The 12,931-nt window shown below is 64.3% G+C and carries 13 protein-coding genes; 3 read left to right on the top strand and 10 right to left on the bottom strand.

All coding sequences use genetic code 11. The annotated features are described in order from the left end of the window. Positions 1-74 precede the first annotated feature (74 nt). Positions 75-1,277: an MFS transporter gene (locus QOL81_RS13420; RefSeq protein WP_283439884.1), complete on the top strand. Its 1,203-nt coding sequence runs from the start codon at positions 75-77 to the stop codon at positions 1,275-1,277. A gap of 1 nt (position 1,278) precedes the next feature. Here QOL81_RS13420 and fucP read toward each other — a convergent pair whose 3' ends face one another. Genes fucP through QOL81_RS13385 form a run of 7 tightly spaced genes read right to left on the bottom strand, consistent with a single transcriptional unit; the run spans position 1,279 to position 7,440 of the window. Then, a complete protein-coding gene (fucP, locus tag QOL81_RS13415) occupies positions 1,279-2,508 on the bottom strand; it encodes an L-fucose:H+ symporter permease (protein ID WP_159318924.1) in 1,230 nt (409 codons plus the stop codon). Positions 2,509-2,548: 40 nt separating this feature from the next. Then, on the bottom strand, positions 2,549-2,908 hold the full coding sequence (locus QOL81_RS13410; protein ID WP_015376547.1) for an L-rhamnose mutarotase: 360 nt from the start codon (positions 2,906-2,908) through the stop codon (positions 2,549-2,551). Then, complete coding sequence (locus tag QOL81_RS13405) at positions 2,905-3,681, bottom strand: L-fucose dehydrogenase (RefSeq protein ID WP_033636997.1); 777 nt, start codon at positions 3,679-3,681, stop codon at positions 2,905-2,907. Before QOL81_RS13405 ends, QOL81_RS13410 begins: the two co-directional genes overlap by 4 nt. Beyond that, positions 3,659-4,522 (bottom strand): amidohydrolase family protein, encoded by an 864-nt coding sequence (locus QOL81_RS13400; protein ID WP_169318029.1) that lies wholly within the window; start codon positions 4,520-4,522, stop codon positions 3,659-3,661. The genes QOL81_RS13405 and QOL81_RS13400 overlap by 23 nt, the downstream gene beginning before the upstream one ends. A gap of 14 nt (positions 4,523-4,536) precedes the next feature. Beyond that, complete coding sequence (locus tag QOL81_RS13395; RefSeq protein ID WP_060440810.1) at positions 4,537-5,814, bottom strand: L-fuconate dehydratase; 1,278 nt, start codon at positions 5,812-5,814, stop codon at positions 4,537-4,539. A gap of 14 nt (positions 5,815-5,828) precedes the next feature. Further along, positions 5,829-6,674, bottom strand: coding sequence for a fumarylacetoacetate hydrolase family protein (locus QOL81_RS13390; protein ID WP_049202360.1), 846 nt, complete (start codon positions 6,672-6,674; stop codon positions 5,829-5,831). 25 nt (positions 6,675-6,699) lie between these two features. Further along, positions 6,700-7,440: an SDR family oxidoreductase gene (locus tag QOL81_RS13385; RefSeq protein ID WP_283439883.1), complete on the bottom strand. Its 741-nt coding sequence runs from the start codon at positions 7,438-7,440 to the stop codon at positions 6,700-6,702. A 235-nt stretch (positions 7,441-7,675) separates the two neighbouring features. Between QOL81_RS13385 and QOL81_RS13380 the strand changes: the two genes are divergently transcribed. Further along, entirely contained in the window at positions 7,676-8,434 is a 759-nt protein-coding gene (locus QOL81_RS13380; protein ID WP_060422250.1) for a FadR/GntR family transcriptional regulator, read from the top strand. Between the two features lie 126 nt (positions 8,435-8,560). Then, a complete protein-coding gene (gene ampH, locus QOL81_RS13375) occupies positions 8,561-9,703 on the top strand; it encodes a D-alanyl-D-alanine-carboxypeptidase/endopeptidase AmpH (protein WP_060440812.1) in 1,143 nt (380 codons plus the stop codon). A gap of 33 nt (positions 9,704-9,736) precedes the next feature. Here the strand turns inward: ampH and hpaC are convergent, their stop codons facing one another. The 3 genes from hpaC to hpaA form a co-directional block, all read right to left on the bottom strand. Continuing rightward, positions 9,737-10,252, bottom strand: coding sequence for a 4-hydroxyphenylacetate 3-monooxygenase, reductase component (gene hpaC, locus QOL81_RS13370; protein WP_033636989.1), 516 nt, complete (start codon positions 10,250-10,252; stop codon positions 9,737-9,739). Positions 10,253-10,268: 16 nt separating this feature from the next. Beyond that, positions 10,269-11,831 (bottom strand): 4-hydroxyphenylacetate 3-monooxygenase, oxygenase component, encoded by a 1,563-nt coding sequence (gene hpaB / locus QOL81_RS13365; RefSeq protein ID WP_019454961.1) that lies wholly within the window; start codon positions 11,829-11,831, stop codon positions 10,269-10,271. A gap of 178 nt (positions 11,832-12,009) precedes the next feature. Beyond that, positions 12,010-12,906: a 4-hydroxyphenylacetate catabolism regulatory protein HpaA gene (hpaA, locus tag QOL81_RS13360; protein ID WP_060422240.1), complete on the bottom strand. Its 897-nt coding sequence runs from the start codon at positions 12,904-12,906 to the stop codon at positions 12,010-12,012. Positions 12,907-12,931 lie beyond the last annotated feature (25 nt).

Genomic DNA, 12,931 nt, shown 5'->3' with positions numbered 1-12,931 from the left:
TGCGCATTCAGGCCAGTTTATCAGCCATTTTGGCGCGGATACACTGAGGCTCTTCATCTGTTGGGAGAGTCATTATGAGTGCCTTACACGCCGGCGGCGGCGCAAAACCCTGGCTGGCGACTTTCGCTATCGCCCTGTCCACCTTTACCGTCGTCACGGCAGAAATGCTGCCCGTCGGGCTGCTGACTCCGATCGTCAGCACCTTGAACGCATCGATAGGCCGCGCCGGGCTGCTGATTTCCCTGCCCGCCCTGTTTGCCGCGCTGTTCGCCCCGCTGGTGGTGCTGGGTGCCCGGCGCACGGATCGCCGCAGCCTGCTGATCGCCTTTCTACTGCTGCTGCTCGCCGCCAACCTGCTGGCCGCCGCCGCCACCTCCATGGCGCTGCTGTTTGCTGCGCGCATCCTGCTGGGCTTTTGCATCGGCGGCATCTGGGCCATCGCGGGTGGGTTGGCGGAACGTCTGGTGCCGCCGACTTCCGTCGGATTGGCGCTGTCCGTCATCTTCGGCGGCGTAGCGGCGGCCTCGGTGTTCGGCGTGCCGCTCGGCGTATTCCTCGGCGAAGCGCTGGGCTGGCGCATGGCGTTTCTGGCCGTCGCCGTCCTGGCGGCGCTGACCCTGCTCCTGCTGCTGTGCGTGCTGCCGCCGCTACCGGTCACGCAGGCGATAAGCTGGCGGTCGTTCACCGTGCAGCGCGCGAATCGTCGGCTGATGACCGGGCTGCTGCTGACGTTTCTGCTGGTCGCCGGCCACTTTATGGCTTACACCTTTGTCCGCCCGCTGCTGCAGACGGTCGCCGGCATCGAGGGCCGCTGGGTGGGTCCGCTACTGTTCGCCTACGGCGCCGCCGGTATCATCGGGAATTTCATCGCCGGCCAGGCCGCCGCCAAACGGCTGCGCCGCACCCTGGCGCTGATCGCCCTCGGGCTGGCGCTCGCCGTCCTGCTGCTGCCGCTGCTGGGCCACGCGCCGCTGAGCGGCAGCGCCTTCCTCCTGCTGTGGGGCATCGCCTACGGCGGCGTTTCCGTTTCGCTGATGGCATGGATGCTCAAGGCGGCCCCCGACGCGGTCGAGGTCGCCTCTTCACTGTATATCGCGCTGTTTAATCTGGCGATTTCCTGCGGTTCACTGGCGGGCGGGCTGGTGGTGGATGCCGGAGGCTTGACGCTAAACGGCGTGCTGTCCGGCATCGTGCTGCTGCTGGCGTTGGCGATCCTGATGCGAACCCGCCCACAGGCGCTGACAACGGCGGCGAAGGCCGATTCGCCGCCGGGTTGAATCAGGCGCGGCGCTGCCGCAGGCCGTAAACCAGCACCACCGCGAAGCACAGCAGCGGCAGCAGATAAGAGAGCGCGGTGCTGTAACGATCGGCCAGCGCCCCCATAAAGTACGGCATGATGGCGCCGCCGACGATCGCCATGATCATAAAGGAGCTGGCGCGCTTGGTGTGTTTACCCAGGTTTTTCACCCCCAGGGCGAAAATGGTCGGGAACATGATCGACATAAAGAAGAACACCGCGATCAGCGCCACCACCGACACGCCGTCGATGCTCAGCATCACCACGCCGCACAGCGCGATGTTGATCAGCGCATAGGCCGCCAACAGCGTCGCCGGTTTGACTCGCCCCATCAACCAGGTGCTGAAGAAGCGCCCGACCATAAAGCAGATCATGGCGATCGACAGCAGGTAAGAGGCGCTCTGGTTAGACACCTCGCGCCAGTGTTCGGTGGCATAGTTGATGAAGAACGCCCCTACGCCCACCTGCGCCGCCACGTAAAAGAACTGCGTGATAACCCCGCCGACGAAATGCGGATGCTGCCACAATCCCTGCGCTATTACGCCGTGCACCGGTTTTTCCTCTTCGCGGATCGCCGGCAGCCGGGTGCGGCTGAACAACAGCGCGATCAGCAGCACCAGCACGGCGATCGCCACATAGGTCATCTTCACCGCGCTCTGATCGCCGCCGCCGGCGGACTGGCTGGCGGAGAAGAACAGCGTGCCGCCGATCAACGGGCCGATAAACTGCCCGAGGCCGTTGAACGACTGGGCCAGGTTGAGCCGCCGTTCGGCGCCCTGCGCGTCGCCCAGCACCGTGGCGTACGGGTTGGCGGCCGTTTCCAGGCAGCCCAAACCGCTGGCGATAACGAACAGCGCAAACAGGAACACGCCGAAGCTGTTGGCCGACGCCGCCGGCACGAACAGCAGCGCCCCCAGCGCATACAGGCACAGCCCGACCAGAATGCCCGCTTTATAGCCCTTGCGGTCCATAAAGTATCCGGCGGGCAGCGCCACCAGGAAATAGGCGCCGAAATAGGCCGCCTGCAACAGCCCCGACTGCGCCTTGGTAACGTGCAACGTCTCCTGAAAATGTTTGTTTAATACGTCCAGCAGGCCATAGGACAGCCCCCACATAAAGAACAGGCTGGTGACCAGGATAAAGGCCCAGCGCAGATTGGCGGTCACGGCGACGCCCGGCTGCGCCGAGGCCGCACTTTTTTCAGCAAGCATGGTGATACCCTCGTATCGTCTGGCGATGATGATGTTGGCGTTATTGCTGTTGCAGAGAAAATATCCGCGCCATTTCCACCCATTTTTCGCCCTGCGGCGTCCAGGGGGTGGCGGCCTGGTAGTGCCACATCAGCGCTTCCCATCGCTGTACTTCGGGGTTGTTCAGGCTGGCGGCGTCAAAACGCGCGGCGTCGAAATCGGCGCTGACCTCCACGATCATGAACAGCCGGGTGCCCAACCGGTAAATCTCCATGTCCAGAATGCCGTGCTCACGCAAATGCGCGGCGATGCCCGGCCAGATGCGCTGATGATGCTGCTGGTACTCCGCAATCAGCGCCGGTGAGTCAATCAGATCGAGCGCCTGGCAGAAACGGCGCCGCCCTGCCGCCGCGCCGCTCACGTCAGCGCCCGATCGAGATGCAGATAGCCGCCGTCCACCGACAGCCATTGCCCGGTGGTATGCGACGACCGCGACGACAGCAGAAACGCCACGGTGTCGGCGATCTCTTGCGGCGTGGTCATGCGCTGCCCGAGCGGAATGCGCGCGGTGATTTTCGCCATCTGCCGCTGCGGCTCGGCGAAGGTGTTGAGCCAGCGCTGGTACTGTGGGGTGATCACCTCCGCCGGCACCACCGCGTTCACCCGCACGCCGTCATGGCGCAGCGACACCGCCCATTCGCGCGTCAGCGCCAGCACCGCGCCCTTGGCGGCGGTATAGCCGCTGGTGCCACCCTGGCCGCTGAGCGCGGTCTTGGAGGCGATGTTGACGATGGCGCCCCGGCTCTCCTGCAGCGCCGCCTGGCACAGGTGCGCCATCAGGTAGTAGTGCACCAGGTTCTTTTCCAGCGAGCCGACGAACGCTTCGCGCCCTGCCTCCAGCCCGACGCCGTCGTTGACCCCGGCGTTATTCACCAGCCCGTCGATGCGGCCGAAGGCCGCCAGCGTCTGGCTGACCGCGCGGCGGCAAGCCGCCTCGTCGCACAGTTCGGTGAGGATCACCTCGGTGCGCGGCTGCAGCCGCTGCAAATCGGCCAGCAGCGCCGCCTCCGGCGCGGCGTTGGTGACCAGCACCGGGATCGCGCCTTCTTCGGCCAGCACATGAGCAATCGCCGCGCCGATGCCGGCACCGCCGCCGGTGACCAGCACCACCTTATCTTGCAGATACAGATCCATAACCAGACTCCGTTAAACCGTAAATTCGCCAGGCGGTGTCGCCCCAAATCGCCGCCTGCTCGGCGGCCCCCAGCGCCGATAGCGCCCGTTCGCACAGTTGCACCACCTGGCGGTAGTCGCCGGCCAGCAGGCACACCGGCCAGTCGGAGCCGAACATCAGCCGCTGCGGGCCGAACGCCTCCAGCGCGGCGTCGAAGAACGGCAGCAGTTCTTCCGCCCGCCACCGGCCACCCGGCGCCTCGGTGATCAGCCCCGACAGCTTGCAGACCACGTGCGGCAGCGCCGCCAGCGGCCGGATTTGCTGCGCCCAGTGCCGCGCGCCGCGCGCGATGTCCGGCTTGCCGAGATGATCCAACACCAGCCAGTGTTCATCGTGGCGGGCGGCGAACGCCGCCGCTGCCGCCAGATGCCGGTGCGTCACCAGGATCTCGTACACATACCCGGCGCGCTGCAGCGTTTGCATGCCGCGTTCCACCTCCGGCCGCGCCAGCCAGGCCGCCGGATCCGCTTCGTCCTGCACCTGATGGCGCACCCCGCGCAGCGCGCTGTAAGGCCGCAAGGCCTCCAGACGCTGCGCCAGCTGCGGCGCGGCGATATCCAGCCAGCCCACCACGCCGCATACGCCCTCGCCCTGTTCAGCCAGCGCCAGCAGGGCCAGTGTCTCTTCCTCGCTGGGGCGCGCCTGCACCGCCAGCGCGCCGTCGAACCCTTGTTCCTGCAACAGCGGCCGCAGCCGGGGCGGATCGAAATCCTGCCGCAGCACGCTCATCCGCTCGTCAATCCACGGGTAGTGCTGGGGGTGATAGCGCCAGTAGTGCTGGTGAGCGTCGATGCGCGGCATGCGATCCTCCCGCCTCACCCGCGGAATCGATACTGCGCGATCGACGATGGATGCATCTCGATCGAATAGCCGGGACGGCTCGGCGGCATGTAGGCCGCGCCTTTGATCACGCAGGGATCGACAAAGTGTTCATGCAAATGATCGACATACTCGATCACCCGGCCTTCGTGGGTGCCGGCAATGCACAGGTAGTCGATCATCGACAGGTGCTGCACGTACTCGCACAGCCCGACGCCGCCGGCGTGTGGGCAGACCGGCAGCTGGTATTTGGCCGCCATCAGCATCACCGCCAGCACTTCGTTGACGCCGCCAAGGCGGCAGGCGTCGATCTGCACCACGTCTACCGCGCCGCGCATGATGAATTGCTTGAACATGATGCGGTTCTGGCACATCTCACCGGTGGCCACCTTGACCGGCGCCACCCCTTCGCGGATGCGGCGGTGCCCTTCCACGTCATCCGGGCTGGTCGGCTCTTCGATAAACCAGGGTTTGGCGAACGCCAGATGCTTCACCCACGGAATGGCTTCGTCCACCTCCCACACCTGGTTGGCGTCGATCATCAGCCGGCGATCCGGGCCGATCACCTCGCGGGCGATGCGCACCCGGCGGATGTCGTCTTCCAGATCGCGCCCAACCTTCAGCTTCAGGTAGGAGAAACCGGCGTCGACCGCTTCCTGGCACAGGCGGCGCAGCTTGTCGTCCGGATACCCCAGCCAGCCGGCGGAGGTGGTGTAGCAGGGATAGCCTTCCTGCAGCAGCCGCGCCAGGCGCTGCTCTTTGCCCTCGGCCCGCTGTTTCAGCAGCGCCAGCGCCTCCTGCGGCGTGATGCAGTCGGTGATGTAACGGAAGTCGATGCAGCGCACCAGCTCCTCCGGCGTCATCTCCGCCACCAGCCGCCACACCGGCTTGCCGACCGATTTGGCCCACAGATCCCACACCGCGTTGACCACCGCGCCGGTCGCCAGGTGAATGGCCCCCTTGTCCGGCCCGATCCAGCGCAGCTGGCTGTCGCTGGTGAAGCGCCGCCAGAAGGCGCCCATGTCGGCGGCGATATCCTCCAGCCGCTCGCCGACGATCTGGTGTTCCAGCGCGCGGATCGCCGCGCAGCAGATCTCGTTGCCGCGGCCGATGGTGAACGTCAGCCCGTGGCCGCTGAGATCCGCGCGATCGGTCTCCAGGATCACGTAGGCGGCGGAATAGTCGGGATCCGGATTCATGGCGTCGGATCCGTCCAGCCCCAGCGACGTGGGGAAACGAATGTCTTCAACCCGCAGTGCGGTAATGGTGGTCATGGCGGCGCTCCCGGTTAGGCCTGTACGGTTTGCTGGCGCTGTTCGCCCAGCCCTTCGATGCCCAGACGCATCGTCTGGCCCGCCCGCAGATAGATAGGCTGCGGTTTCTGCCCCATCCCGACGCCCGGCGGCGTGCCGGTGGAGATCACATCGCCCGGCTGCAGGCTCATGAAGCGGCTGAGGTAGCTGACGATCTGCGGAATGCGGAAGATCATGGTGCTGGTGTTGCCGTCCTGATAGCGCTTGCCGTCCACCTCCAGCCACAGGTTCAGGCTGTGCGGATCGGCGATCTCGTCGGCGGTCACCAGCCAGGGGCCGATCGGCCCGAAGGTGTCGCAGCCTTTGCCCTTGTCCCAGGTGCCGCCGCGCTCAATTTGATATTCGCGTTCTGAGACGTCGTTGATCACGCAGTAGCCGGCGACGTGGCGCATCGCGTCTGCTTCGCTGATGTAGCGTCCGCCCTGGCCGATCACCACGCCCAGCTCCACTTCCCAGTCGGTTTTCTGCGAGCCGCGCGGGATCTCCACCCGATCGTGGGGGCCGATCACCGCGCTGGTCCATTTGTTGAACACCACCGGTTCCTCAGGAATGGCGGCACCGGTCTCTGCCGCGTGATCGGCGTAGTTCAGGCCGATGCAGATAAACTTGCCGATGCCGCCGACGCAGGCGCCGAGGCGCGGCTGCCCTTCGACCAGCGGCAGCGTGGCGCTGTCCAGCGCACGCAGTTTGGCGAGCGACGCCGGCAATAACGCGGCGCCCCCCACGTCGGCGATATGCTGCGACAAATCGCGCAGGCGGCCTTGCGCATCCAACATGCCGGGGCGCTCTTGCCCAGGTTGCCCGTAACGTAAAAGTTTCATGCCTTCCTCTCTCAAAAATGGCGGCTCAGTTGCTCCAGCCGCCGTCGATGATCTGCACCGTGCCGGTGGTGTATGAACTGGCGTCAGAGGCCAGATACAGCGCCAATTGGGCGATTTCCTCGGTGGTGCCGATGCGCCCGATCGGCTGACGGGCGACGAACGCCTGATACACCTCTTGCTCGCTGCGCCCCTGCTCGCGCGCCTGCTCGGCAATACGCTGGCGCAGCGACGGCGACTCCACCGTGCCGGGGCAGATGGCGTTGCAGCGGATGCCCTGCGTGACGTAGTCCGCCGCCACCGAGCGCGTCAGGCCGATCACCGCCGCCTTGCTGGCGCTGTAAGCGAAGCGGTTCGGCACCCCTTTCACGCTCGAGGCCACCGAAGACATGTTGATGATCGAGCCTTTGCCGCGCGCCAACATGCCCGGCAGGAAAGCGCGGATCATGCGAAACATCGCGGTGACGTTGAGATCGAGCGCGAACGCCCACTGATCTTCGCTGCAATCGAGGATCGATCCGCTGTGCACCACGCCGGCGCAGTTGAACAGAACGTCGATCGGGCCGATCGCTTCCGCCGCCGCCACGATGGCGGCCGGATCGGTGACGTTTAGCGTCAGCGCGCGGATCCCGGCAGAGCCCTGCAGGCGCTCGAGGTTGATGTCGCTGGCGATCACTTCAGCGCCGGCGGCGGCGAACAGCCTGGCGGTGGTAAAACCGATCCCTTGCCCGGCGGCGGTGATCAGTACGCGTTTCCCGGTTAAATCCATCTTGACTCCTCGGCCTAAAGGTCTAATGGTCAGGCCAATAAAGGCGGTTAAAGGTCAGGCCTCTAACATGACAAAAGACGCTTTACGCGTTATCGTTGGGGGAAGAAGTTAATAAAACAGCCTTGAAACCGCATTTAAATTAACCATTTTTTTACACTTGAATAACGATTACTCAAGCGCCTTGTCGCATAATTGTGCGCCAAATCACTGAACGCCGAATCGTCAAAGGTCAAAAATGCCGATTACCCGACTGGAAAACCCAAGAATTTACAGACAGATAGCTGACCAGCTCAAACGTCTTATCGAAAATAACGAATTTCCGCCGGGCAGCCGCCTGCCCTCGGAGCGGGATCTCGCCCAGCAGTTGCAGGTCAGCCGCGCGTCGGTGCGCGAGGCGCTTATCGCGCTGGAAGTGATCGGCCTGGTGGACGTCAAGGTCGGTAACGGGGTGATCGTGCGCTCGCCAACGCCGCTGGCGCCGTCGCAGGAGCCGGTGATGACCCAGGCCGGCCGCAACCAGTGGGCGGAGATCGACGACGAACTGAACATCGAGCTGGATTTCAACGCCGAGCTGCCGCCGTTTTCTCTGCTGCAAACCCGTCTGCTGATCGAACCGGAGACCGCCGCGCTGGCCGCGCGCCACGCCACCGACGAAGAGCTGGCGGGCATCCGCGCCGCCTACGAGCAGAACTGCCGCGATAACCGCGCCGGTTCCGCCACCCACCCCGGCGATCGGCTGTTCCACATCCGCATCGCCCAGGCCAGCGGCAACCCGGCCTATGCGTTCATCATCGGCCACCTGCTCGGCCACCGTTACGGCAGCATGTTCCGCGTGCTGCAACGCCACTATACGCCGGACGACATGCCGCACCGTTCCGAACTGGAACACCGGGCGATCCTGGCGGCGATCGAAGCGCGCGACGTGCGCGGCGCCCGCAAGGCGATGAAGGCGCACCTCGATGAAGTGATCGCCATTTTCGCCCGCGCGCAGTAGCTCGCCGGCGGTGAAAAAATTTTATCGCCACCGCTCTTTTTTCTACATGCAGCCGGGGCCCGGGCGCATTACACTGGGCGACGGATGAGCCCTTTCCCCGCTGCATTGTTAAATGGATAACGACCGTTGAAGAACTCTGTCTCCGCTTTATTGCTGGCGCTGGGCCTGTGCGCCGCGCCGCTGGCCGTGCAGGCCGCGCCCCCGCAGCTGGCTTCGCAAATCGTCGACCAGTATGCCGAACATATTTTCTACAACAGCGGCGCCACCGGCATGGCGCTGGTGGTGATCGACGGCAATCAGGTGGTTAACCGCAGCTTTGGCGATACCAAACCCGGCAACAACCTGCGCCCGCGCCCGGATTCGCTGATCCGCATCGCTTCGATCACCAAGCTGATGACCAGCGAAGTGATGGTGAAAATGGCGGCGGCAGGCCAGGTCAAACTGACCGATCCGCTGCGCAAGTACGCCCCCAAAGGCGCCTATGTGCCGGCTTACAACGCCGGGCAGCCGATCACCCTGCTGAACCTGGCGACGCACACCAGCTCGCTGCCGCGCGAGCAGCCGGGCAAGAAGCCGCCGAAAACGCCGGTGTTCACCTGGCCGACCAAGGCTCAGCGCTGGCAGTGGCTGGCCCATGCCAACGTCACGGTACCGCCGGGCGTACGCGCCGCCTACTCCAACCTGGCGTATGACCTGCTGGCCGACGCGCTGTCGCGCGCTGCGGGCAAGCCCTACAACGCGCTGCTGAAAGAGAAAATCACCGCGCCGCTCGGCATGGTCGACACCACGCTGACGCCGAGCCCCGAGCAGTGCTCGCGCCTGATGGTGGCGGCGGCCGGCCCGAGCGCCTGCCGCGACACCACCGCCGCGGCCGGCAGCGGCGGCGTCTACTCCACCCCGCGCGACATGCAGCGCTGGATGCAACAATTCCTCTCCTCCAGCGCCAGCGGCCCGCGCAAAACCACCGCCGCCAGCGAGCAAACCATGTACTTCCAGCGTCACGATCTGGTGTCGCTGAAGGGCATGGACGTGCCGGGGCAAGCGGATGCGCTGGGGTTGGGTTGGGTGTATATGGCGCCGAAGGACGGGCTGCCGGGCATCATTCAGAAGACCGGCGGCGGCGGCGGGTTCATTACCTACATGGCGATGATCCCGGCGAAAAACGTCGGGGTGTTCGTGGTGGTGACCCGCTCGGAACTGAGCAAATTCACCAACATGAGCGATCCGGTTAACCGCCTGGTGAGCGATCTGGCGGCTAACAAGAGTTGAAACGCGGGGCGCAGCCTGCTGCGCCCCAACGCCTCAGGCCGGCACCGCCATCGGGTGGATCACCGAATGGAAATTGCGCTTGAAGTAGATCAGCCCGTTGCCGGCTTCGCTCAGCGCGATCTGCTTGATCTGCACCAGGTACATCTGGTGGGTGCCGATGCTCTGGATCTGCTCGATCTCCCCTTCCAGGCTGGCCAGGGTATTGCGCAGCACCGGCTGCCCCAGCGCACCGAGCTGCCACTCTTCCAGCCGGAAGCGATCTTCCATGCTGACGCCGGTCATGCCGGCGAAGTGGCGCGCCATCAGCTCCTGCTCGTGGTTGAGCACGTTGACGCACAGCCTGCGGTTTTCCTGAAACACCGGGTTCATCGCGCTGTTGCGGTTGATGCACACCAGCAGCGTCGGCGGCGTATCGGTTACCGAGCACACCGCCGTGGCGGTGATGCCGCAGCGCCCCGCCGGGCCGTCGGTGGTGACGATATTCACCGCCGCCGACAGGCTGGCCATGGCGTCGCGAAAGCGCAGGCGCTGTTCATTTTCCTGAGACATACCACCTCCTCCTGAATTACTTCAGCAGATTATCCAACTGATTAATATCGTCATTGTTCCGCAGGTGCGGCACCTTCCAGCCGTGCTGATCGTAATCGGCCAGGCACTTGTCGACCATCTGCATCATGCGATCCATGTTGCCGGATCCCTGCGCGTGACGCAGGCACTGCAGGCGGATTTCATCCTGGCTGCCGGCGTAGTTGATCTCATACAGCTCGTGGCGGCCGCCGAATTCGCTGCCGATCGCATCCCACATCAGCTTGAGGATCTTGATGCGTTCGACGTGATCCATACCGTCCGATCCGCGCACGTAGCGCGCCAGGTACTTGTCGATCTCCGGGTTGTTCATGTCGCGCACGCTGGACGGCAGGTAGATCAGGCCGCTGGTGACGTTCTTCTCGATGATGTGTTTCACCTTGGTGTAGGCCATCGGCGCCATCACGCGGTAGGTTTGCAGCGCGGCGGAATCCGGCAGGTAGGCGCCGTTTTCCCATTTTGTGGCTTCGGCGCACATCGCGTCGCTCAGCGACCAGAACAGGTTGCGCCAGGCCACCACTTCGCCCAGATCGGCCTGCACGCCGCGGAACTCCAGCACGCCGGTGCACGAGAGGCTCTTTTGCAGCAGCGCGGTGATAAAGTCCATCTTCACCGCCAGGCGCACGCAGGCCTGCAGCGGGAACAACCGGGCGAAACCGCCCTGGGTGCTCCAGCGGCGGCAGCGGTCGAAATCGCGGTAGATCAGCACGTTTTCCCACGGGATAAGCACATGATCCATGATCAGGATCGCGTCGTTCTCGTCGAAGCGGCTGGTGAGCGGGTAGTCGAACGGCGATCCGGTGGCGCCGGCCACCAGCTCGTAGGAGGCGCGCGAAATCAGCTTCACCCCTTCGGCGTCCATCGGCGCCACGAACATCAGCGCGAAGTCCGGGTTATCGCCCATCACCTGCGCCGAACCGAAGCCGATGAAGTTGTAGTGGGTCAACGCCGAGTTGGTGGCCACCACTTTGGCGCCGCTGACGATGATGCCGGCGTCGGTCTCTTTCTCCACCTGAATGTAGACGTCCTTCACCTCGTTGACCGGCTTGTGGCGGTCGATCGGCGGGTTGACGATGGCGTGGTTGAAATAGAGCCCGGTTTCCTGAATGCGTTTGTACCAGTGGCGCGCGTTGTCGGCAAACTGGCCGTAGAACTCCGGATAAGCGCCCAGCGCGCAGCCGAAGGCGGCCTTGTAGTCCGGCGTACGCCCCATCCAGCCGTAGCTTTGGCGCGACCAGTCGGCGATGGCATCGCGCTGCTGGCGCATCTCTTCCGGGCTGCGGGCGTAGCGGAAGAATTTGTGGGTATAGCCGCCGTTGCCGGTGTCGGTATTCCAGCACAGGCGATCCTGGCTGGCCGGATCGTGCAACGCGTCGTACAGCTGGCCGACTGACGCCGCCGCGTTGCGGAACGCCGGGTGCGTGGTGACGTCTTTCACGCGCTCGCCGTAAATGTAGATTTCGCGGCTGTCCTGCAAACTTTTCAGGTATTCGGCGCCGGTGAACGGGCGTTTGCTGTCGGCACGAAAGTCTTCTGGTTTCATCGGGTCTTCCTCGTCATCGGCATTTTTCAGGCCGTGGATCCGGCCATTTGTTAAAATAATGTTTTCTTTTGGTTGCTTAATTGAAGCTGCCAAAGCCGGTTTCGAGAAGAGACTTTTGCGGCAATCGCCGGTACTTTTCAGGTCAGTTTGCCGCTTTCGCGGCAAACTGTGATCGCGGTTACGAAAGGGCATGTTGCGCCGCGCGGTAGGTCGAGGGGGAACAGCCTTCCAGCCGATTGAAAAAACGGGCGAAATAGGCCGGATCCTTGAAGCCGAGGCTGTAGGCGGTTTCATGCACCGTACAGGCGCTGAACAGCAGCATGCGTTTGGCCTCGCGCAGCAGCCGATCGAAGATCAGCCGCTTGGGCGGCCGGTTGGCGAAACGCCGGCACAGGTCGTTGAGCCGCGATTCGGTCACCCCCAACGCCTGCGCGTACTCCGGCACCGGCAGGTGCTCACGAAAACGCTCGTCCACCATCTTGTTGAACCGCTGAAACAGCTGCAGTTCGCCACGCACGCCGCTGTTGGCGCTGTCTTCCAGCGCGGTGTTGCGCAGCAGCAGCGTGAACACCGCCTGCGCCAGCAGCGCCAGCGTCTGTTCGCGCCCGGCCAGGTTCTGCCCGAACTCGCGGCGGATCAGCGCCCAGTAGTGGCTGAGCGCCGTCAGCTCCTGCGGCGCGTCGGCCAGCGACAGGCAGATGCCCGGCATGTCCAGCGCCAGGTTGCTGCCGGGATAAAGATGCTCCAGCAGCGGCCAAATCAGCTCCTGGCGCACCGTCAGCACATGGCCGTCGCTGTCCGGTTCGGTGAAGAACGCATGCGGCACCGACGGCGGCGTGAGGATGAACAGCGGCGCCTGCACCGAATAGTGCTGATCGTCGAGCTGCAGCTCTATCTTGCCGGTCTCCAGGAAATGCACCTGGAAGAAGCAGTCGTGCCAATGCACCTGCATGTCGCGGCCGAAGAACGCCGCCAGCCCGGCGAAGGTTTCGTAGTGCACCTCGTCGGCGGCGTAGCGCGCGTCATACTCTTTGCAAATATCGATGTTGGCGATAAAGCCGGTACTTTTCCGCACCTCATGACCTCCTGCAATCATGCCC

The sequence above is a fragment of the Serratia sp. CC22-02 genome, assembly GCF_900182895.1.
In the GTDB taxonomy this organism is placed as follows: Bacteria; Pseudomonadota; Gammaproteobacteria; order Enterobacterales; family Enterobacteriaceae; genus Serratia; species Serratia nevei.
This window is presented reverse-complemented; position numbering and strand designations above follow the sequence as displayed.

Bases quoted from the DNA above. Each gene is read 5' to 3' on its own strand.
- QOL81_RS13395 (WP_060440810.1), bottom strand. From the start codon at position 5,814: ATGACCACCATTACCGCACTGCGGGTTGAAGACATTCGTTTCCCCACG.
- QOL81_RS13400 (WP_169318029.1), bottom strand. From the start codon at position 4,522: ATGCCGCGCATCGACGCTCACCAGCACTACTGGCGCTATCACCCCCAG.
- fucP (WP_159318924.1), bottom strand. From the start codon at position 2,508: ATGCTTGCTGAAAAAAGTGCGGCCTCGGCGCAGCCGGGCGTCGCCGTG.
- QOL81_RS13405 (WP_033636997.1), bottom strand. From the start codon at position 3,681: ATGGATCTGTATCTGCAAGATAAGGTGGTGCTGGTCACCGGCGGCGGT.
- QOL81_RS13420 (WP_283439884.1), top strand. From the start codon at position 75: ATGAGTGCCTTACACGCCGGCGGCGGCGCAAAACCCTGGCTGGCGACT.
- hpaB (WP_019454961.1), bottom strand. From the start codon at position 11,831: ATGAAACCAGAAGACTTTCGTGCCGACAGCAAACGCCCGTTCACCGGC.
- QOL81_RS13380 (WP_060422250.1), top strand. From the start codon at position 7,676: ATGCCGATTACCCGACTGGAAAACCCAAGAATTTACAGACAGATAGCT.
- QOL81_RS13390 (WP_049202360.1), bottom strand. From the start codon at position 6,674: ATGAAACTTTTACGTTACGGGCAACCTGGGCAAGAGCGCCCCGGCATG.
- QOL81_RS13385 (WP_283439883.1), bottom strand. From the start codon at position 7,440: ATGGATTTAACCGGGAAACGCGTACTGATCACCGCCGCCGGGCAAGGG.
- hpaC (WP_033636989.1), bottom strand. From the start codon at position 10,252: ATGTCTCAGGAAAATGAACAGCGCCTGCGCTTTCGCGACGCCATGGCC.